Source organism: Cecembia lonarensis LW9 (genome assembly GCF_000298295.1).
Classification (GTDB): Bacteria; Bacteroidota; Bacteroidia; order Cytophagales; family Cyclobacteriaceae; genus Cecembia; species Cecembia lonarensis.
Genome location: NZ_AMGM01000062.1, coordinates 1 through 22869 on the forward strand (window position 1 = coordinate 1; position 22869 = coordinate 22869).

Below are 22869 nucleotides of genomic sequence, written 5' to 3' on the forward strand. Positions count from 1 at the left end.
TTACTTTCCACCATCAATCCATTTCCAATGCTACCAATCCAAGTTTTCCAATCTGTAATCAGACCTCTTGGTAACAAAAAAAGATCGGAAATGAATAAATTCTCTACCACTTCTTGATTCTTAGAATAATAGAAAAGCGGGTGAAAACTTTCTGTGGCTACGTCTTTAGCTACTATGCCCTGCCCTATTGTGGCCAGCCCTAACCTTTCTAGAAAGGGTAATTGTAGCCCCATAGAAAAGTTTGTTTCTTCCATATAACGCTCAATTACCCCATGTTTAATTCTATTTAGGCCTTTGTTGGACAATGCCCATACCTGATTGCTATTATCCTTAAATACCGCATTGATATAATTGGAGGAAAGCTTATTTTTTCCTTGATCAGTAAGGTGGTTAATAATATTGAATTCCATATCCACGATATAAAGACCATCCCCTTCCGTAGCCAAATAAACTCGCCTGTCTTCTGTAAAATAGATACTGTTTAAATCCTTTATCTCCTTAATATCATTTTTAAAATTATTTAGAGGAAAAAAATTTTCCGTCAAAAGGTCCATGTACTCCAGTTTTCCTCCCTTGGTAATCATCCAAAGCTTATTTTCCCTTAAAAAGAGTTTCCCTTTTCTAAACTTTTCTGTTTCTATTTTCAGGTCAAAGGACTTTTGAAAAAGTTTAAAGTCGGCCCCATCATACCGGCACAAAAAATTAGGGGTAGCCAGCCAAATAAAGCCCATTTGGTCTTCTACAATATCCAATACTGTGTTTTCCGGAAGGCCTTGTTCAATGGTGATGTTTTTGTGAATAAAATCTACGGATTGGCCAAAAAGATTCACACAGGAAAAATAGATTAGCAAGAAGTGTAAATACTTAGCATCCATCATCTTCTAATGTACCATAAATAAAATAAATTGTAAAGTGGACTAATTGAAAATTACCACCAAACTTTTTATATAAAAAACACCCTGACCACAAATAGCCAGGGTGAAAGAAAGAGGATCAACTAAATTCAATTACAACTTCATTGGAGCATTTATTGGTCCCTGGTAAGCAGATTTTATAGGTTCTTGGGGCAAGATTATTTCCACTGACATGATAAAAGAACTTTGTGGTTCGGAAAAAATTACCCCCACTTATGGTGGTCACTTTAACCCCATCTTCGTAAACATCCATCAGGTATTCTGATTCTCTTACAATATTCCATTCCAGAATAACTTGATAATTATTACCTCGAATTCTTGAACTACTCCCAGCTAGATCAAGATAAAATTTAGTTCTATTAGGATCAATCTGTCCAGCTCCTTCCATACTCAATCCGCTAAACAATAAATGGTTGTGTAATGAATTCGAAAATTTAACTACATTTTTTGTAGAGGTGTTTCTTAAAAATTGGTATACCTCACTGGGAGATGCACCAGTGTTTTCCTCAAGAAATTTTGCAGCGACACCCGCTGCCAGGCCAGGAGCTAAAAAATTAGGATTTATTCCAAAACCCGGCATCCATTCCTCGTTGTAGCCATCTGGGTCATGTCCCCAATCTGTACTAGTAGCAAATAAATCTATGCAACTACCATAATTACTCGAAGCACTCTTTGTATCATCAATTCTAGCCATACCGACGATAAAAACATAAGGGCTATAGGAACTTGCCCAGGTACAGGCATCCTCCCCCCAGGCACCAGCACTTACAAATAATGGATATCCGGCATTGTATAGGTTTTTAATAGCGGTAAAATAAGCGGTTCCAGGATTTTCTCTAAGGAGCCAGGTAATCACTACCGCAGGTTTTTTATTCTGTGCCAGGATTTCATCGTAAACTTTTATAATATTTGAAACAGTTTCGGCATAGTCACCATTATATGTTGATTCAAGGGATTTTATTCCTACTAAATTTACTCCTTTCGCTGGCCCATAAGTTGTTCCCCCAATTACAATAGCACTATTGGTACTGCTCCCGTTTATTTCTGTGCTATCATTTGTCAAGTTAATATTTGAAAACCGATTACCAAGATCTTGGGTAAATTCAGTACTAATTAAACCATATGGAATGTAAGCTGTAACTCCGGCGCCACTTTTGGTATATGTATAAGTTCCGTTTAGAGGCAAAGCCCTCTGATCGATTCTATCCAAATATTTTGGTGCATTGTTTTGAACACTTCCCACCGGAGGGTTGGGATCCGTTGGCCCTGGGTCAACTGGATCAGGATTGTCACCTTCTTTTTCTTCTTCTTCTTCCTCTTCTTTAGGTTTATTCTGTCCAGGTGGAATTCTTCTTTGGTTATAAGATTCCAAAATATAAATGTCAGGTTCGATAATTTTTATATCCCTATCCTGACTTAATAATTGGAATTCGTTATCAGTTAGCGTTAAGGAAAAACCTGTCAAGGCATGACCATAAACTGCATCTATTTTTTCCGGGTTCACATCATATCTGATCAAAATATCATTGGCAATTTTCCGCATTCCGGCCTGCACATCCTCGTAATTATCGGATTTCCGGAAATTGATGTGGTTGCTGTGTAAAGTAACAATGTACTTTCCCGGCACTATATTGGATGAGATTTCATCCATGATGGAAACATCCTGAATTTTATGGTCATCCATATTCAGATCCTGACAGGAAAAGACCATTAATACCATCAATACCCCCCATAAGGGTAGGGTGTTTTTGAGTTTGAAATATTTCATTGCTGACATCACGTAAAAGGTTTAAGTTGAAAATAGGGTCGTATATCCCAAATAGTTTGATTTTAAGCTTTCTTAAATGCTTTTATTCTTATAACCAATCTATCCATAATATAAAAAGCTGTCAATCCCCTTTTTAGGTTGGTTTTGATGTCACTATTTGTAATCTCAAAAGTGTCAGGTTGAAAAAGAAAGAAATAGAAGTTTAAATGATTAAGGGTTTACAGGTTAAATTTTTGGTTTTTTTTATTAGAATAGGTGGGATGCGGGATTGAAATTTTGATAGCATCAACTACTTGTTTATAAAAATATATTTAGCAACACCTAATTAATCGGATTCAATTCTCTAGACCTTCATTTTCCTCTATACAATTTAACGCATCAGAATTCATTAAAACACCACGTAATCCATTGGGTAGAGATGATTGTCCATCTTTAGATAAACCGATCTTATTTTTGAAAAGCATATTATCTTTTATATCTTCCTGAAGAATTACACCATTATACATATTTCCCGAAATAAGATTATCCCTCAGAATGTTTTCGGTAGTGGCCAATTCCTTTTTGGAAGTTTCGAAAATGACACCATGCCCATTAGGTATGGCATATTTTCCGGTTTTATCTGTTCCTATGAAGTTGCCCTGAATAATATTCAGACTACCATTTCTTATTACTATTCCAGCTTCTAAATTTCCTGAAATCAGATTTCTGCCATTTTCTTCTATACTTCCAACAACGTTTCCTGAACATTCAATTAAAATCCCTATCCTATTGGGTAGGGCAAGAGTGCCCTTAATATCAACCCCTATGTAATTTGCTTTTAGTTGGTTTAAAAGTTCCGCTTGGTTTGAGGTGGGAATTAAATGGATACCAATATCATTGCCTGATATAAGGTTCCCTTTTTCATAACTGCCGACATGTGCCTGCAAATTATTCCATAGCATGATGCCTGTTTTATTTGGTAATGCCTTATTTCCTTTATAATTGGTGCCGATTTTATTGGAATAAATAAAATTCTTATCTCTTGAAAAGCTTATTCTGATGCCATCTTCCAAATTACCTGAAATTAAATTGTCAATCAGGAAGTTTGATCTTGCACTTGGGTCCAATTGAATACCAAAGCGATTCGCTAAACTAATTTCCCCTTTCGGATCAGTGCCGATAAAATTCCCTATAATCCTGTTTCCAGATCTTCGAATTGTGATTCCTGTACTTTCATGCCCAGAAATAATATTCCTTTCAAACGAGGAATAACCCCCAATGGTATTATCACTACCATCAATACTGATACCTGAAATATTTCCTGATGTTTCCGAATGGATTAAGGGATGCACACCAATAAAACTAGAGGTAATGACATTATCATTTGAATTCAAAATCCGGATTCCCAATCCTTCAAAGCCAATGATGCATAGCCCTTTGATTGCACTGCCCGAACTCCCTTCCATCAATTGAATGCCATTTGCCCAGGAATTGGGCGATAGGTTGAAATCAATTGCGCTTTTTACATTTTTGCCCGATAAGATAATTTGAACTTGATCTAAAGCATAGCCATTTTGGGAAGTTCCGTCAATTTCCAAAGGGGAAATGATTTTAGGTAAATTTTTCTTCAGGTCAAAAACAAAAGGGCCGTCTCCATCTAGCTTAAATATAATTCTATCCTTTTCCTTGGTTTTATTGGCATTTTGAATGGCTGCTCTCAAGGTACAATTACCAAATTGGTCTGCGCATGTTTTGTCTGCCAAATCCAGGTCATCATGGTCTTCCACACTGTTTACCACATAAGTGACCTGTGCAACAGTATAATGGCTTAGCCAAAAATGGATGAGTAGGAAAGCAAAAAAGACTTTTAATTGTTGCATGCACATGAAAACCTTAATTTTTTAATCATTCTTTTTGAAGTACAGTATTTTGGTCATTAAATACAAGCCACCTTTGGTCAATCTTGAATTAAGCTAACCATAATTTCTGAAGTAAATTAACCTTATCAAAAGGTATCCATACTTCTATCCTTGTTCCCTTTCCTTTATTCGAATGGATAGAAAGCTTCCCGTTCCATTTTCCAATTCTGTATTTAAGATTTTTCAACCCGTTTCTGTGCGTGGGTGTATCGGGATCAAAGCCAATACCATCATCTTCTACCATGAGATAAAACTTCCCATCTTTCTCTCCTATTTTAAAGTTGACCCTCAAGGCATGCGCATGTTTTCTGATATTATTGACCAATTCTTTGATGATTAAAAAAATTTCCCTTCGCTTTCTCATGGATAATTTTGCAAAGGAAACATTATCTTCAGAATTGATCTGATAAATGGTATCTGTACTGTCCAAGGCCTCGCTGATGTACCTTCTGATTTTGGCTAAAAACTCTTCAAAATCCTCATCATGGGTTTTTATATTACCAACTATTTCATGCAAGGCCTCTGAGGAGGCATTGACCTCTTTATCTATCTGACTCAACAGATCTTTAATTTCAGAATCTTGCTTGAATTTACCCTTTGAAATGGCGGAAAGGAGATGGATAGTGGTCAACCTTGAACCCAAGTCATCATGTAGATCAGCCGAGATGCCTTCTTTGATCTCCTGCATTTCCAAAATATGCTTTACCCTTAACCTGTAAAAAGTATAAAATAGGCCTAATACTGTAATTAAGACCAATAATTGAAACCAAAAGCGTTGATATATGGCTGGTTCTATTTGTATTTGGAGGGAAGAAATAGAAGAACTTTCTATCGAGCTCTCGTCTAATTTTACCTGAAAGGTATAATTTCCAGGGTCAAGGTTGGTGAATTCCACAAAATTCCTATTGCCAATTGAGATCCAATCTTCTTCATATCCAAGTAGCCTGTAACTGAACTCCAGTTCATCAGGTAATGAAGATTTCAGGGCAGCAAAATTTAATGCTATGGAATTTTCAAAGTGTTGAAGCTTTAAAGTTTCCAAAAACGGATGTGCTTGATCGGATTCCACTGTTTGATTATTGACTTTTACCTCTGTAAATACAAGATTCACTTCTTTTTTATTGCTTGGAATGTCATCAGGATCAAAAAAAACAAGTCCTGAAATTCCGCCAAAATACATATTGCCATCCAGTTCTTTGAAAGTTGCATGGGCACTGTAATTACTGATCTCAAATTTATTCAGCTGTTGAAAAGGCTTGATGTTTTCAATAAAAATATCGCCTTCAATTTTTTCAAAAATCAACTTATAAATTCCTTTGCTATGGCTTACCCACAGTGTACGGGTGTCCTGAGGGAGGATTCCATAATTGATTCCCAAAGGGATTCCATCTTTTGCATTGAATAACTTGGATTTCCTTCTCTCAAGGTCAATGGCCAGAATACCCCTATCATTGGCAGAGGCCCAAAGCCAGCCATTTGTGTAATGTAGCCCATTGATTGGAATCCTATCTAATTCTATTTCTGAAACATTTAAGGAAAGTTTTTCAAAATTTCCATCTTCCAACTTAAATAAATAAATGCCTGATTTTTCAGTAGATAGAGCAAGAACTTCTTCAATGATCAATTCTATGGATGAAATTTCATCATCAATGGATAATTCATAGGTTTGGCCAGTAAAGTCATTTACATTCAAAAGTGTTATAGCGTTTGACGTGACAACGGCTAAATGATTTCCATCAATAGGTTTAATATTTTTTACACGATTACTGGGCAAAGATTGATTGTCAACATTTAGGGTTCTTAATACGCTATGATTTTTCTTGTCCAGAATAAGTAATCCATATTCTGATGTACCGATATATATCTGCTCATCTATCCAAAAATCAAGAATACGGTTGTTCTTAAAATAATCCTGGTTCAAATCAGGCAATAAGATTTGCTTGGTCAAATTATTGGTAGAATCAATGGCAAGGAGACCGTGTGAAAGGGAACTGACCCAAAGCAATTTATCATGTTCTTTTTGGATAGCTGTAATGTGCTTGGGGTTTATGTCTTCTTTTATTTCATTCTCAAAAAGGTATTTAAAGTAATTAGGCCCTTCATCAAAATAACTGATTCCGCCCCCATCTGTACCGATCCAGAGACCTCCGTTTTCTCCATTCCCATACATACACAAAACGGTATTGTCGGTAAGTGCATTGGATTTTCCTTTTATTGAGAGTAGTTGCTTAATTTCATAGGTTCCTCCATGATTGATCACGAAAATGCCATTACCCAAACTTCCAGACCACATTCTTCGCTTGTTGTCAAAATAAAGGGAAAGAATATTCAAGTCTCCTGATATTGTTTGCTCATTCCAATTCAGAGGTTTTGATAAATTTTCCCATAGAAGGGAACCGGCAAAATAGGTATCTCCTATCGTACCAATTGCCACTGCATCGTAATGAACAGCATCCTCTAAAAATGTACTTGTGTTAATCCCATCCAAAAGCAGTATTACTTTGCCATCTTCTTGAATCAGGTTGACCCCTTTATCTGTTAAAATCCAAATTCTTCCAGCTACATCCTGATGAATTGCATTGATTTTATTGGAAATGATGCGGCTATTCTTTTCACTGGCGTCTACGTGAAAATGTTTAAGCAGATTCAATTCTTGATCAAGCAAGTAGGCCCCATGATGCTCAGAGCCCAGTAAGATTTGGTTTTCTTTATTTAGATAAATGCTTCTTAATTCGGGGATCGGAATGCTGTCATTGAAGTAGCTTATTTTTCTAAAAGACTCTTCCTTTAAGTTGAAAAGCTCTAGCTGCCCCCCTTTGGTGATTACCCATAAAGACTGCTGATTCACACTTATTTTTCCCAATTTAAAATTTTCAAGGTCTGTTCTGTAATCAAAAGCCTTTGGAAAAACTTTAAAATCCTTTCCATCAAATCTACTGAGGTAATTGGGAGTCGCTATCCAAATAAACCCCAAGGAATCTTCTTTGATATCCAAAACAATATTTTCGGGAAGTCCATGGTCTGTGTGGATATTTCTAAAAGTGAAATCAGGCAATTGGGCAAAAACTTCCAGAGCCAAAAAAAAAGGCAAATAGAATAATTTGAAAATAATGGATCTCATGTATTACCAAATATTTACATTTAATATACATCAAATCAGGTGATTATTTCATTTTTATGTCACTTTATCTTAACACAACGTATATATCCTCCCATATTAGCGGTTACATTCATAGAAATTAGGTCTGCAATGATATAGCCGGTTCCTTCATCACTGCTGACAACTAAATTGTAAAAACCATGAGGCCAAGCTGAGAGGTGTGGCTGAGAGGCGTTAATCCCCCATTTAAAGGTAAATTCAGTTGAGGTTCCCCAATCCCTATCTTCAATTTGGCTGCTTGCAAAAGTGCCATCACTAAACCTGACTCCAGACCTAAATGTATAATCATCAGCCCAACCCGCATCTAAGTAGATAAATGAAAGCATAGGGGGGGTAAGTCTCCTATCGGCGACTTTTTTGATATCAGTATCATTAGGTAATCTCCAGCCTTCTGGACAAATAGAACAACAGGTAGCTGCATACCAGTTGTACATTTTACCATAAGAAGTATCTAGGCTTGGATCATTGTCAAACCAAGAGAAAGCTCCTGTTTCCATTTCGGACCACTCAACATTATCTGCTACCTCAGGGATGGGTTCTCCGTTAGTATACCTGCTGGTTCTCAGATTTTGCACCATCCACCAATTGTCTGCAAATTCTACGATATCATAAACATTTCCATCAATGTCGGTAATGGTGGGTTTTTCGGGTTCTTCGGTAAAAACAGGTTCTTCTTTATCTCTGCATGCATATAAAATAAAACCAATACCGATAATTAACATCAAAGTTATCATCGATTGAAAGAAAGAATTAAAATTATCCATATTTGTTATCTGTTTTCAACGCATTTAATAGGAAGACCACTTTTAACAGGTGCGGTTGATTCCCTAAAAGTCAATGAGATATTATCAATACTTCCAAAACTATTATTGAGTTGATAAATGATTGACTCCTCATCGTTTTTCTTTTCAATAGTCCAAAGACCTGATCGTGTTTCTTTTGGAATAAGAAATGTACCATTAGGGTTTCTTTTTCCTTCATACAGAGATTCTCTAATTATCCATGGTAAAAAAGGGGGGCAATCAATTTCTTCACATATATATTCACCTAAAATTAGCCTAACCCTTTCAAAGTCTTCTTTGGTAGGAACCCTAAAACCCTCTGGGCAAATGTCACAACAAGTCGCTGCTTCCCAATTATAGAGTTTACCATGTCCTAGATTAGCTGCATTTTTATTGTTATACCAAGAAAAGGCTCCAGTGGTCAATTGACTCCATGCTAAGTTATCCTGCACCTCAGGAATTTCTCTTCCATCCCTGTATTTGGATGTTCTAAGGTTCTGATGAAGCCACTTAATTCCTTGAATGGATACTACATTATATTCATTTCCATCTATATCCCTGACAGTTTCCTGAATTTCTTCTTCAACTATGGGTTCCTCTTTTTCTTCACAGGAAAATATAACCAACCCTAGGCCTATAAATAGTGTCAAAATAATTTGAGATCTGGTAATCATTTTTAAAACCTTCATTTCCCTTTTGGATTTATTTGATCGTTTGTAGCAGGTATTCAAAATATTAGGAAAAATACCTGCGATAGGAGTAACTATTTTTAAAAACCAATTTAGTTTATACCTAAATGGTTGGCAATCCCCTTTTTGGGTGATTTTTTTATCATATAGGTTTGGGATAGTTAATAAATATCCACAATTAAGGGGCGGATTTTGGCGTTCAAATTTTATCAAACCGCTCATTAATCCCTCACGGAATAAGTTCCTTATCAAACAAGCTACCAGAGAAGACAAGACCTTCACCTAACTCTTCGCAAAAAAAGCCGCCCTTTCGGAGTGGCTCTAACAACTAAACATTAATTAAACGTGACTATTACTTCATTGGAGCATAAGTTGCTTTTGGGTACACAGAATTTATAAGTTCTTGGTGGGATGTTTTTACCACTTTCGCTGATCATCCAAAAGCCCTGATCGGCTACCACACTTCCTATCCCCTCTCCATCTTGATACACATTAAGCCGGTTGGTTTCGCTTTCTATGAGACTCCACTCAAAAATTATATTATAGTTATTGCCTCTTGTTCTTTCTGCCCTTGCCTCTAGATCAAAAGCATAATCAGGACGATTGGGGTCTATTTCCCCTGCACCATCATCATTCAAGCCAGAAAATAACAGGTGATTATTGATGGAATTGGAGAACCTGACAACATCTTTTGTTGAGGTTTCGAATAGAAAATCATAAACCTGTTGGGGAGTAGCATTTGGCCTGTCTTCCAAATAAAGTGCTGCCACCCCGGCTGCCAGACATGCTGCATTCTCATACGAAATATCAAAGAATTCATCGGTAGGGTACTCGGGAAAACCTCCCCTCAATACGGCTACACCCGGTGCAAATAAATCAATGCATGAACCATATCCACTGATCCAGGCCTTAGCATCATCCCATCCCAAACTGCTAACAGTAAAAACTGTGGGAAATTTAGCTGGAACCATATTACAGACATGTTCATCGAATGCTCCATAGGTAAAGATTGGATATCCCTCTTGATAAAGTTCATTAATCGTAGATTCCACCAATTCATTATCAATGTCGCTCCCCATCAAGGGTAAGAAGATTACTGCTGGCTTGACTCCCTCCGCTAAAATATGATCCATTCCTTTAAGGTAAGCACTTACGGTAGCTTCACCTTTTCCTACAACATCCAAACTGATGATATTTACTTCCTTGGCCACGCCATAACTTTTCCCTCCTAAAGCTGCAGCATTCAAAACCCCAAAATCCATTAAGAGGTCAGTATTTTCCCCATCTCCCGTAAGGTCTTCATTACTGGCCCTTCCTCCAAATTCATCAAGACCCTCCAGAATGGGCGCTCCTATCATATAAGCTGTGACCCCTTTACCTGTTTTTGGAGCGATAAATTTTCCATCCAAAGGTAAAGCCCTTTGATCGATTCTGTCCAAATACCATTCTACTTGTTTTATTGGATCTGGTTCTGGCTCAGGCTCAGGATCCGGTTCTGGCTCTGGGGCAGGGTCATTTCCTCCTCCGCCACCTTTGCCATTATTCCCCCCTTTTTTGAAGTTGGTATGGCCAATAACATACTGATCTGGAATAATTTGCTTGATACTAGGTTCTTGTTCCAGAAGTTTTAATTCAAATGATTCCATTTGAACAGAGAAACCTTCAAATGCATGTCCATATACATCATCTACTTTATCAGGATGAATGTTATACCTGATCAAGATATCAGAAACGATTTTCCGCATTCCGGCCTGTACCTCTTCGTATTTACCGGATTTCCGGAAATTGATTTGGTTGCTGTGTAAAGTAACTATGTACTTCCCCGGTACTACATTTGAGGAAATTTGATCCAATTTGGACAAATCTTCCATCTTATGGTCCTCCATATTCAGATCCTGACAGGAAAAGACCATTAATACCAACAATACCCCCCATAAGGGTAGGGTGTTTTTAAGTTTAAAGTTTCTCATTGCTGACATCACGTAAAAGGTTTAAGTTGAAAATAGGGTCGTATATCCCAAATAGTTTGATTTTAAGCTTTATTAAATGCTTTTATTCTTTTAATCAATCTATCCATAATATAAAAAGCTGTCAATCCCCTTTTTGTGGGGGACCGAGCCTGTCTGACTACAGGCAGGCGTTAAAAAAAGCTCCAGTGGAGCTTTTTAGCTCGGGGCCAGGCTGTAGGGCTGGAAAATGAAGAATTAGGAGTGAAAAATGAGAAGTAAGAACCAAGGCAAAAGTAAAAAGGCAAAAGTGAGTTTGGAGTTAGCCTGTAGCGTAGGATAAATAATGTAAAATGTAAAATGAAGAATTAGGAATGAAAAATGAAAAAAAGAGCCAAGACAAAATCGAAACTCTGGACTTGTTGAAGTGTGGCTAATGAAAATACGTATTGTTTCCTGAACCCGGTCACCGAGCTTGCCGAGGTGAAAAAATTATATTTGGCTACTGGTGTCATTACGGATATGCATGTAAAACAATATCGAAAAAAGTATGCCAGCACTTAGAAATCTAATCAAAAATTATCCGCTCAGCCAGTACTTTAGCAATGGCCTCCTTCCCGCAATTGACATGCAGTTTGGTATAAATGTTTTTCAAATGGGCTTTGCAGGTATCATAAGCGATGAACAATTCTGCAGCAATGTACTTGATGCTGTATCCTTTGATCAATAATTTCAACACTTCAATTTCTCTGGGGGTCAGGTTATATTTTAAGGCATTGTTTGCTTTTTGATGGAAAGAGGCCAGAACTTTTTTTGCGATGGCCGGTGATAGTGGAGCCCCACCCTTTCGTACCTCTTCCAAGGCCTGAAATAAAACCATGGGAGAGGTTTTTTTCAAAATATAGCCATCCGCCCCTGCACAGAGGCTACGGAAAATTTTATCCTCATCTTCAAATTGGGTGTACATGACAATGGAAATTTCAGGTTTGCTTTCCTTGATTTCCGGGATGACAGATATTCCATCCTTTCCAGGCATATCGATATCCAAAATGATCATGTCAGGATCTAAATCCTTTACCTGATTTCCTGCTTTCAAAACATTGGGGAAGTCTCCTACCACTTGGTATTCTTCACTGCTGTTGAGCAGGACAACCAAGGATTTCCTAAGGTTTTCATTGTCTTCAAAAATAACCAATTGGGTTTTCATAATTAAAATAAACCATTCTTTGTATTATTTACAATCCCCTATAAGGGGGGGATGGACAATTTGAGCTATTTAGTAAATTTAATCCGGCATGTTATCTATATTTTTTTGCCACCATGTTATCCTTTCTTGATTCAACCGTTGTGTTTGAATTTCAAATACCAGCCATTCTCTTGTTAAAATCTTATTCAAGTATGGAATGTGACTGATGGCAAACTCCAAATTTAAAGGCAGACCTTCCTGATCATGGAAATCTATGGTATTGTTATGGATCAGGTTTTTATCTTCAATCAAACTTCTGGCATCCCAAAGGTTTGGCAGCACCAATCCGTAAGCATGTCCTGAAAGCAAATTGAAGGCTTCTTTTTCCTCTCCACCAATACAGATATCAGGAGCAGTTGAGCGAATGATAATACCTGCATGTTGATTACTTGGGTTGACAGCATGACTTGCATTGTAGCCAATGATATTAGATTGGATGCTTAACTTGGAAACCCTATCACCTACATAAATACCCACTTCTGAGTTGCCACTGATGTGGTTATTTTTGATCACATTGAGTTCCGAAAAACCTTGGTGTTCCTCTGATGAGATCCAAATGCCTGCTGTATTGGCAATGGGATAGGTCCCTGAAATATCAGTGCCTATTCGATTCCCTGCCACTATGTTTTCAAATGCATCCAAGAGCAGAATGCCACTTTCCTGATTACCTGAAATAAGGTTAGCTTCTTTGGCGGTAAGTCCCCCTATTAGTATCCCTCCTGAATATTTTAATGCAATTCCATTTCTATTGCCCAGGGGGAATTTTCCTGTAATATCTGTTCCGATTTTATTTCCCTTGATTTGAACATTTTGAAATTTGGTTCTAGAAAAATTTGAAATCCCTGTTGTTCTTTGAAAAGGATCGATCAGTATTCCTACTTCATTTCCTGAGATCAGATTTCCTAGGTTTGCCTCTCCAATAGTGGAGCCGTAACATTCACTTACGATTATCCCGAATTGATTCCCGATTTTTTTACTTCCTGAATGATCTGTACCTATTTTGTTTTTAAATACCCTATTACCAGGCCCGAATAGCTGTAGGCCTATTGTGTTTCCTGAAATCAGGTTATGACTGATGAGATTGTTTCTCGTGCTTGCATTGAGTGTTATTCCTGAAGTATTGCCGATCACTTTTTCTTCATGGGCATCGTATCCGAAATCATTTCCAATTATGCTATTTTCTGTCCCGGTGAGTGCAACTCCTGCAATGTTTCCAAAAAAATAATTTTTTTCATGAGGCAAATAACCTCCTACAAGGTTTTTATGGCCATACACCCAAAGCCCATATTTATTAATTTTCAAGCTGTCTTTAATAGGAAACCCAAAAATATTGTTTTGAATAATGTTTTCATCTGAATCTACGAAAATTGCCTGATTGCCAAAAGCCCGAAAAGCTAAGCCGGAAATAACACTGCCATTGGCGTTTTTAGCCAAATTAAAAGCACTTCTTTGCTGTATGTCTTCGGGCAAATGGGCAGTTTGGTCAATTTGACTCCCATCAATGACAATGCAATTATGATACGTGATCTTTTTACCAGGTTCAGTACCTTGGATGATAATTCCATATTTGATGGCTGGTAAACCCTCCTTCAAGTTAATGGTCTTCACTCCTTCCACGTCCAAATCAAAAGTGATTTTATCTTTCAACCGGCTTTTATTGGCATTTTGAATGGCTGCTCTTAAGGTACAATTCCCGTTTTTATCCGCGCAAATGGAATCAGATAAATCAATATCTTCCAAATCGTCCGTACTGTTGACCACATAAAGGTTCTGTGCCATGACTGAAAAATGAAATGAGACAAGGAAAAGAAGCCAAAAAATCCCTGATGCTTTATAATGCTTAAATTCCAGTAAATTCAACCTCCCTGTCATTTAATTCAATTGAAAATCCAAATTCTACCAGCCTGTTGTAGCCCCTTCGACCACATGTTTTTGATTAAAGTGATTTGATCGTGGGGTATGGTAATATGGATATTAGTCCCCTCTCCTTTTTTTGTATGCAACTCAAACGTTCCGCCATATTTTTCCACCCTGGCCTTGAGGTTTTTAATGCCATTTCTGTGGCTATTGTGTTGTGGATTAAATCCAACGCCATTATCCACAACACTCATAATCAACCTGTTTTCTTTATTATCCATTCGGATTTCCACACGGTTTGCTTGGGCATGCTTGCGGATGTTATTGATGAGTTCCTTCAGGATAAAATAAATGTCTTTTCTTTTTTTGACAGATAACCTGACATGCTTAATATTTTCCGGTATGGTTATTTGATAATGCAAATTTGCCTGATCTAAGGTTTCACTCGCATAGCGTCGAAGTTTGGAAAAATATCCTTCCAGGTCGTCCTCTTTCATTTTGATATTGCCCACCAATTCATGCAAGGCTTCTGATGAGTTATGGATTTCTTGGTCGATATTCGATAGCAATTTTTTTACTTCAGGATGGTCCTTGAATTTTTGCTTGTGAATGGCAGAAAGCAATTGAATGGTAGTCAAGCGGGCTCCAAGGTCATCATGGAGGTCAGCGGAAATCTCTTCTTTGACCCTTTCCACTGTCAAAATATAATTCAATCTGAGCCTATACAGTAGGTAAATGATCCCCAAAACCCAGAAACCTACCAAAAGTTTAAACCAAATGCTTTGCCAAAAAGCCTGTTTCACCTGTATGGAAACGGCCTTAAGAGGAGCTCCCACATAATTTTCATTGGTCAACTTAACTTGGAATAGGTAATCTCCCGGGTCTAAATTGGTGTAAGAGGCGTATCTGCGGTCGCCTGCTGTCACCCAGTCCTCATCATAGCCAACCAATTTATAGCTGTAATTGAGGTTTTCAGGTACATTTCTGGACAGCGATGTAAAATAAAATTCTAAGGAGTTTTGGTAGTATTCTATCTCTAAAGATTCCAGAAAATGTGTACCCTTTTCGGAATGGATTTCCTGTCCATTGGCTTTGATGGCTGTAATTAACAATTCTGATTGGTATGATTCCCAATAGGGATGCTGGCTTTCCAAACAAAGTATTCCCTGATCTGCCCCAAAACAAATGTTGGTTTCTCTGAAATGAAAAGACATATCAGGATTAAAAGCATTGACAGGAAGTCCGTTTTTATAATTCAGGTATAAGGTGTTTTCAATTTGAATTATATTTTCTGACTTTGAAAAGTTTAATTTAAACAAACCATTATTGGTACTGCACCATAAAGTTCTGGTATCTGAAAATTCCATGCCCATAATAAAATTATTGGGCAATCCCTGATCTTTGGAAAAATGAATTTTTGCTCCATTCAAGAGATTTATTAAATAAAGGCCATTTCCTAAGGTGCCTATCCATAACCAGTCATTTTGAAGCTTAGCACTTGTAATTTCCACTTGGGAAGGGAATGCGCTTTTTAGAAACTCATGCTGCTCAAATTCTTGGGTTATTAAATTAACTGAACCAATTCTACCGTTTTTAAATAGGGCCAGCAATTTATTTTGATCCATTAGAAGCAACTTTTCTACTGCTAAACTGCTTAACTCCTTTGTTTTATTATGCTTCAAATCACTTAAAAACAACCCCTTTTCTGTCCCAAAAAACAGGTGTTTTTCATTTTTGCTGTCTTGAAAAATCTGTACATCTGAAGCCTTAAATATGGCTTCCTTTATCTGTTCAGGAAGGTGGACGGTTGAGTGTTCATAATGTCCTGATAAGGGACTAACCAAGTAAATATCTGAAGTTTTATGGCTCAACAATACACTTTCAGAGCCTAAGATTGGGATGATTTGCCCCTTTTGTTTAAAGATCGAATCTGGTAAAATCTGTGAAAAACCTTCCATTTCTTTCAGGTTAAATTCAGCATTTAATCCGAACAGCTCACCCATTTCTGTCATAAGAAACATCTTGTCCGGTTTTTGGGTCTGTAGGGGAAATATTCCTTCGAAACGTTTTTCCTCAGGGGATTGAACCCAAGTCAGGGCCAAACTTGGATCGATGACATACAAACCATTACGTCTGCTTCCTACCCAGATTTTTCCATTTGGGGATCCGTAGATGAAGTTTATTTCCCTGGGGTTATTGACCAATGCCACGTCTAATACATTATGGTCTCTTGAGTCCATGACTTTCAAGCCTCCCCCAAATGTTGCCAACCACGTAGCATACCGATAACCCGCATAAATTTCATAATTAAAGATTTTATTAATTCTGAGTCCCCTCATTAAATCTGCATAGCGTGGGTAATAGTCATGTGAGAAATAGAAGCGGTCAAAGGTTTTCGGTTTCACCCAAGTTCCCTCCTGCCAAGTTGAAAAGAGCAACCTGATATTCCTCTGCTCAAATCCATCTGTGAAAGATTTGTCTGCTTCAAAAACTGTAAGTATTCCGGTGTCCAATCGATTTATACCTTTATCGGTAAGTATCCATAAATTACCGTCTTTCTCTTTGAAGATTTGGTTGATGGTATTAGCGCTCAGGGCTTGGTGGCTTTTGGTATGGTAATGGTTGAGCAGGTTAAAATCCCTGTCTGTAATAAAAAGCCCCTCTTGTTCAGTTCCCAGGAAAACCTGATGCGCATCAAAGTATAATGTTTTTAAGGGTGGAATGGGCTGATTTCTGTTATTGAACTGGTCTATGTGATAGAAAAGCTCAGTTTCCAAGTCCATATACTCCAATTTACCACCTTTGGTAATCATCCAAAGTTTTTTGTTTTGAACATACAATTTCCCCATTTGCACTGATGATGGGTTGAGGGAATAATCAAAGGATTTTTGAAAAACTTTAAAGTCTGCTCCATCAAATCTGCATAAAAAATTGGGGGTGGCAATCCACAAAAAGCCTAAATTATCCTCTGTGATGGCTAGCACGTTGTTTTCAGGCAGCCCCTGTTCTATGGCATAATTTTTATGGATAAAATCCAATTTTTGTTGAACCTGTGCGGTAAGCTTGAAAAAACAACAGGTTAAAAATATAATTAAAAAAACTTTATTCATTTCATTTGCCTTAATATGCATTTAATATACGTAAAAAAGCTTTTAAAGCAAATTAATTTACTATGGGAAGCGGATAGAAAAGAATTAAGATTGGTTTGCTCATAGGTAATCCCTAAAGGGATTGGATCAAAAGCAAAGGTGGAAGGGGTTTAAAGGATTAAGGTTTAAGGCTTAAAGGTTGGAGGTTTAGTTCTGATAAGAGATTACATCTTAGACACAAGACACAAGACTCAAGACATAAGATTCAAGGGCCAAGTAAACGGTTGATCTCTGGAAAACTTTGTAGACTATGTTTCTCTCCCAAAATCGGGACAAGTTATGGTGTAGTAAAAATATCTGCCACATAGCATCATAGAAAACATAGCATGGCAGCACCCAACCTTTGTTTTTAAAATCAGGCGGTTGATATCCGAGGAAACTATGTGGACCTATGTTTCTTTGTGGTTAAGAATTCAATTTCAAACCTTTACAACTACTTTTACCTATGCAAAACAGTTTAAATGATTAAAGTTTAAAGCTTAACGGGTTCACCATGACAACCCGACAACCATGACAACAATGATAACCCTACTATTTGTCCGAGGCGGAACCATTACAACTACTACAACAATTACAACAACTACGACAACTCCTTTCCTATCCAAGCCCGAACCATGACAACCTGACAACTTCGACAACCATAACAACCAGTAAACCTTCCCCAAACAAAAAAACCACCCCTTTCGGAGTGGCTTTTTGACTTAGAGCAGATGCTTTTATTGCTTGACCAGTCGGCCTTGGATATACTGGTGGTTGATTTTTACGATGACGTGGTAGATTCCGGAACTTACTCCATCCAGCGGGATGCTACGCGTAAAGCTGTTTTCTTCCTGGCTTTCCTCTCCGTAAATGAGTCTACCTGCACTGTCAAATATACTTATGCCTACATCTGAGAGCCCTGATAAGCTTACTTGGATTTGGGCTGTAGTACTTGCCGGATTGGGATAAATTTTCAGATTATTACTGGAGATTTCGCCAAAAATGCTCCGTTGTTCGGTCAATTCAGAGACTTCATCCTCAACATCCTCCTCTTCCTCTGATTCCATGCGCTTGTTTTGATTACCTCTTGGTGCTTCATGAATGACGATGGAACCGCCTTGAAGTTCAGTACTGGCCTCACTATCATCTGAGGCGCCCATTTGGTTATCATAAATAATAGTTTCTGAGGTCAATTCCCATATTTTTATTCTAAACCGATCTTCTCTCTTATCTCCCATTTTATCTCCATCAATTGCTGTAAGCATAAATCCATATCCACTTTGACCATTTACTCTTCCTTCACCTTTGAATTGGGCCCTATGACCAGCTACTACAAGCCATTCATATGAGGTACTGTGGAAGTTGAATTTTTCGGCCTGAAATTGGAACTGTGTTTGTCCAGTTGGTACAGTTGCCCCCCTTTGGTATTTTGATACAAAACCAAAATTCGCCCTTCCTTCCGCACTTGGATTATTTACATAAGCACCAGCAGGCGAGTGAATCCAACCTCCACCAGTGACGAACCCTCCTGTTGGATCAAATACTACGACAAATTCAAATAGCTCAGAGTCTGTTTCCCCACAAAGATCTGTTACTGTTAGCGTTACAGGATAAACACCTGCTTGCTGATAAGTATGGGTGCCAATGATTATACTGTTAGGATCATTTTCGATACTTGTTTGACCATCTCCCCAATTCCATACAGCCATAACAAGGTTATCATCTGTCACTCCTGCTTCAAATTGAACAGTTGCTGCTGATAATGAGATGGGTTCTGATGGACCTGTTAAGAAATTTATTACAGGAATGTCATTTTGTTGACCCACATCTACATTGGTTTCCTCTGTACACCCATTAGCATCTTTGATACTGATCGTGTAAGTACCTTCTTCCAAATCATCGAAGACATTACTTGATTGGTAAGTAATTCCACCATCGATAGAGTATTCATATGGTTCGGCACCTCCGCTCGCATCTGCTGTAACCGTTCCATTGTTTCCGCCCACACAAGTAACCGGGGTAGATTCGGCTCCCAAACTGATATCACAAACTTTTTCTATTACTACTATGGTTACAGAGGTTGTGGCTTGGGCTCCGTTATTATCTTCAGCAGTATAATTAACTATAAATGTGCCTGTATTTGATGGAACCCATGAGAAAGAACTTTCCACAGGTAATCCTACTCCACCTGATAAAGGCAATGATGGGGTCATTGTTGCTGTTGAAGGCAAACCAACAACCTGTAAAGTAACGAAATCCGCAGGATCAGGATCCTCTGCTTTAACAACAAAAGACAACTCTTCTCCTACTGAAATTGTAAATACATTGGCATTCGGTGGAGTAGGTGAAACAAAAATCGGAGGATTGGAAGCCTGAACAATTCTAACTAAGAAATCTACTGCAATCCTAGAACCATTATTATCATTTATAGTAACAGACACATTGTAAAGTTGACCTATTATTGTTCCATTAGTATTAAATGTGGCAATACCGGTTGTTTCGTTTATTGAAAATCTTGAAGGGTTGCTTGAATTACTTCCCATTTGAGCAGACGGGGTAGGAAAAAATGACAAAACATCTCCATCCGGATCTGAAGCTGGAACTATAAAAGATGCATTAGGATTACCAACAGGCAAATTGATAATCGGGGGCATTGTGGATACCGGGGAGGTATTTCCCTGCCCTAAATTTACCACTGTTTCTACCTGGTATCGGGCATCCCTATTGTTTACCAAGGTGCTAATTCTACAACAGCTTTCAAAATATGCAAGATAGATTCCATTTGAGTTTGAATATGTTTTTGTAAAAGTACCTTCTGCATAAGACCAATTGTCACTGATGGACCTGGATGTAACAGTGAGCTGAATTCTTCTAGAGGTACCATCACCGTGGAAAAAAAATAAATCAGGAGTAAAGGTGGTTCCAACAGTCAGCAGGTTACCTGGAACTCCACCGATAAAGCCAGTATAATTAGATCTGAAGGCCATAGCTACCTGGAATTCAACTGTATTTGCGTCAATTTGCCTCCAACTTATATTTCCATATCTAAAATGTGTCCCAAAGGATTCAACAGCAAAGAAGGAAATAAAACAAAATACCAAAATCAATACTTTACAATATTGATTTATTGGTAACCCAAAACATGAATTTTTCTTGGTATCCACAGCCTCTATGGATCCAAAACTTCTGTAATAAGTGTAATTTTTTTTCATGATGTTAAAAGGTTTAAGTTCAAAATAAGTATCCGCTAAAAACTTTTTAGTGAAATAATATCTCACTATTTGAAAATTTTCAAAATAAAATTAAAGCTTAAATATATACCGCACAATCCCCCTTTTGGGGGGGACTGGCCGTTTAGAAAATGTCCCTTTGGACCCCCGAAAGCTTTCGGGGTAGGCCGGGGCCAGCTTGCAGGGCAGGAAAAACCCCTTAATAAGTGAATCTTTTTAGGCCAGGGCCAGGCTGTAGGAGGACCGAGCCTTTCTGACTACAGGCAGGCGTTAAGAAATCAGCCCTTTGGCTGCCCCTGATAGCTATCGGGGTAGTAAGGGGCCAGGTTGTAGGGCAGGATAAATAATGTAAAATGAAGAATTAGAAATGATGAGTGAAGAAAAATTAGGAATGCATGTAAAACTGGAAGATCAAGTTCTAAAAGGCAAAAGTGGGTTTAAATGATTAAAAATTAAAGGGTTAACCCCGACAACCCGACAACTATGACAACAATGAAAACCACGACAACCCTACTATTTGTCCGAGGCGGAACCATTTTAACCACTACAACGATTAGAACTACTTCTTCCCTATCCAAGTCCGAACCATGACAACCCGACAACTACGACAACCCGAGAACCTGACAACCCGACAACCATAACAACCAAGACAACCACTAAAACCTCCCCAAACAAAAAAAAGCCACCCCTTTCGGAGCGGCTTTCTTTGCACAAGCGCTATTGCTTAATTTACTGCTTCACTAATCTACCCTGTAGGTATTGGTTATTAACTTTCACTACCACATTGTACAGGCCATAGCTGAGCTGATCCAGGTCGATGTTGCGGACAAAACTTTCTTTCTGGAAAGATTCTTCCGTGAAGACCAATCTGCCGGCAGCATCGAAGATGCGAATCTCCACATCGGATTCCTGTGCCAGGTTAACCAATATATTGGTTTCCTTATAGGCCGGATTCGGATAGATCAACAGACTATTCGGACCTGTTTCTCTATAGAGCTGGATTTCCCTGCTGATGGTCTGTCCGGCACGGTCAGTGCTGTGGACCATAATCTGTGCGGTGGCAGGAGGTGCACCTTCTCCGGACCAGATCAGCGAACTGCCTTCCAAGCGGAACGCCGAATGTTCATCCATGCGGTAGGTATGGAATTTATCGGAAGGATCCACGGTAATCAGACTGCCTACAGGCATTCCTGCTTCCAAATCTTTTGGTAAGAACGGACTGCTTAATCGGATATCCAAGGCCAATGGTTTTTCTTCCACTTTGACTTTGAATGCCATTTCCTGCGTCCTTGCCTCTGCAAAGTGATACCTTACCGTATAGGTTCCCGGTTTCATTGGGTCATAACCCTCTTGCTCAAATCCTATTTCAAGCTCCTCCATTACCTTTTTGCCTACCTGCTTACGCTGTAGCTGGATCACTCCATCAAATGACGTATTCCAAGGAACGGTAAGGTCATTTAATTCCACTGCTTCAATCCTTCCTCTTCCTGGCCTATTGGTATTTGACCTGATGGTCAATGTCACTTCTCTTTCCCCTACATTTCCACTCTGATCGGTCGCACGCAATACGATGGAGTAGGTTCCGGCGGCTGAGTAAACTGTTCCAGGTGCAGGAATCTGAATGTATTCGGCCACACCACAGTTGTCGGTGGCTGGTGCAGTCAACCTGAAATCAGGTAAGGAATAGGTCTGACCTGGGTTCAATGTAACATTGACCCTTGAAATATTGCCAATACTCGGCGCGGTTTCATCCAGAACGGTTACCTTAAACTGGGTCTCTCCCACATTTCCGTTGGCATCAATGGCCCTGAAGGTGAGCAGCTGTTCCCCAAGGTCCGCACAATTGAAGTCGGTCTTTTCTACTTCCCTAGTTCTAATTCTGTTGGAACAATTGGAGAATGAACCATCATCAACATCATTCAATCTTAGACTTGCATTGCCGTTTCTGTCCAACACGAGTACGATATCCCTGGCTCTTGCTACCACACATTCAGGAGCCGTAGTAACCACCACCGTAACAATCGCAGTAGCTGAATTTTGGTTTCCTGCATTGTCAGTGACTGTTAAGGTAACCGTATTTTCCCCTTCATCTGCATCGGTGAACAAGGTCTGGCTCAGTGTTCTGGAAGCAATTCCACAATTGTCGCTCGAGCCGTTGTCCACTTCATCCACGGTTAAGGTGTAGGTACTTCCGGCTTCTAATTCAATCAGTACATTTCTGGTCAGTACAACCGGAGCTTCGTAATCGCTT

General features: G+C 38.5%; 12 protein-coding genes. All 12 read right to left on the bottom strand.

Features of this window, described 5'->3' with window-relative positions:
- A partial coding sequence (locus B879_RS15580; RefSeq protein ID WP_306413701.1) for a two-component regulator propeller domain-containing protein occupies positions 1 to 851 on the bottom strand: 851 nt, incomplete at its 3' end.
- 142 nt (positions 852 to 993) lie between these two features.
- The gene (locus B879_RS15585; RefSeq protein ID WP_009186168.1) at positions 994 to 2691 is read right to left on the bottom strand and encodes a S8 family serine peptidase; all 1698 of its coding nucleotides are present in this window, start codon (positions 2689 to 2691) and stop codon (positions 994 to 996) included.
- Positions 2692 to 3017: 326 nt separating this feature from the next.
- A complete protein-coding gene (locus tag B879_RS15590; RefSeq protein ID WP_040400869.1) occupies positions 3018 to 4541 on the bottom strand; it encodes a NosD domain-containing protein in 1524 nt (507 codons plus the stop codon).
- 88 nt (positions 4542 to 4629) lie between these two features.
- Positions 4630 to 7701 (bottom strand): ligand-binding sensor domain-containing protein, encoded by a 3072-nt coding sequence (locus B879_RS15595; RefSeq protein ID WP_009186170.1) that lies wholly within the window; start codon positions 7699 to 7701, stop codon positions 4630 to 4632.
- A gap of 59 nt (positions 7702 to 7760) precedes the next feature.
- Complete coding sequence (locus B879_RS21875; protein WP_009186171.1) at positions 7761 to 8462, bottom strand: FISUMP domain-containing protein; 702 nt, start codon at positions 8460 to 8462, stop codon at positions 7761 to 7763.
- Between the two features lie 47 nt (positions 8463 to 8509).
- Positions 8510 to 9211 (bottom strand): FISUMP domain-containing protein, encoded by a 702-nt coding sequence (locus tag B879_RS21880; RefSeq protein ID WP_009186172.1) that lies wholly within the window; start codon positions 9209 to 9211, stop codon positions 8510 to 8512.
- A 335-nt stretch (positions 9212 to 9546) separates the two neighbouring features.
- Positions 9547 to 11190: a protease inhibitor I9 family protein gene (locus B879_RS15610; RefSeq protein WP_009186173.1), complete on the bottom strand. Its 1644-nt coding sequence runs from the start codon at positions 11188 to 11190 to the stop codon at positions 9547 to 9549.
- A gap of 535 nt (positions 11191 to 11725) precedes the next feature.
- Complete coding sequence (locus B879_RS15615; RefSeq protein ID WP_009186174.1) at positions 11726 to 12364, bottom strand: response regulator; 639 nt, start codon at positions 12362 to 12364, stop codon at positions 11726 to 11728.
- Between the two features lie 78 nt (positions 12365 to 12442).
- Positions 12443 to 14182, bottom strand: coding sequence for a NosD domain-containing protein (locus B879_RS15620; protein WP_157231651.1), 1740 nt, complete (start codon positions 14180 to 14182; stop codon positions 12443 to 12445).
- Between the two features lie 98 nt (positions 14183 to 14280).
- Positions 14281 to 17370 (bottom strand): sensor histidine kinase, encoded by a 3090-nt coding sequence (locus tag B879_RS15625; protein ID WP_009186176.1) that lies wholly within the window; start codon positions 17368 to 17370, stop codon positions 14281 to 14283.
- Between the two features lie 755 nt (positions 17371 to 18125).
- Positions 18126 to 20600: a T9SS type A sorting domain-containing protein gene (locus B879_RS15630; protein WP_009186177.1), complete on the bottom strand. Its 2475-nt coding sequence runs from the start codon at positions 20598 to 20600 to the stop codon at positions 18126 to 18128.
- 747 nt (positions 20601 to 21347) lie between these two features.
- A partial coding sequence (locus B879_RS15635) for a T9SS type A sorting domain-containing protein (RefSeq protein WP_157231653.1) occupies positions 21348 to 22869 on the bottom strand: 1522 nt, incomplete at its 5' end.

Bases quoted from the DNA above. Each gene is read 5' to 3' on its own strand.
- B879_RS15620 (WP_157231651.1), bottom strand. From the start codon at position 14,182: ATGGCACAGAACCTTTATGTGGTCAACAGTACGGACGATTTGGAAGAT.
- B879_RS15590 (WP_040400869.1), bottom strand. From the start codon at position 4,541: ATGCAACAATTAAAAGTCTTTTTTGCTTTCCTACTCATCCATTTTTGG.
- B879_RS15630 (WP_009186177.1), bottom strand. From the start codon at position 20,600: ATGAAAAAAAATTACACTTATTACAGAAGTTTTGGATCCATAGAGGCT.
- B879_RS15615 (WP_009186174.1), bottom strand. From the start codon at position 12,364: ATGAAAACCCAATTGGTTATTTTTGAAGACAATGAAAACCTTAGGAAA.
- B879_RS21875 (WP_009186171.1), bottom strand. From the start codon at position 8,462: ATGTTAATTATCGGTATTGGTTTTATTTTATATGCATGCAGAGATAAA.
- B879_RS15595 (WP_009186170.1), bottom strand. From the start codon at position 7,701: ATGAGATCCATTATTTTCAAATTATTCTATTTGCCTTTTTTTTTGGCT.
- B879_RS15625 (WP_009186176.1), bottom strand. From the start codon at position 17,370: ATGAATAAAGTTTTTTTAATTATATTTTTAACCTGTTGTTTTTTCAAG.
- B879_RS15610 (WP_009186173.1), bottom strand. From the start codon at position 11,190: ATGTCAGCAATGAGAAACTTTAAACTTAAAAACACCCTACCCTTATGG.
- B879_RS21880 (WP_009186172.1), bottom strand. From the start codon at position 9,211: ATGAAGGTTTTAAAAATGATTACCAGATCTCAAATTATTTTGACACTA.
- B879_RS15585 (WP_009186168.1), bottom strand. From the start codon at position 2,691: ATGTCAGCAATGAAATATTTCAAACTCAAAAACACCCTACCCTTATGG.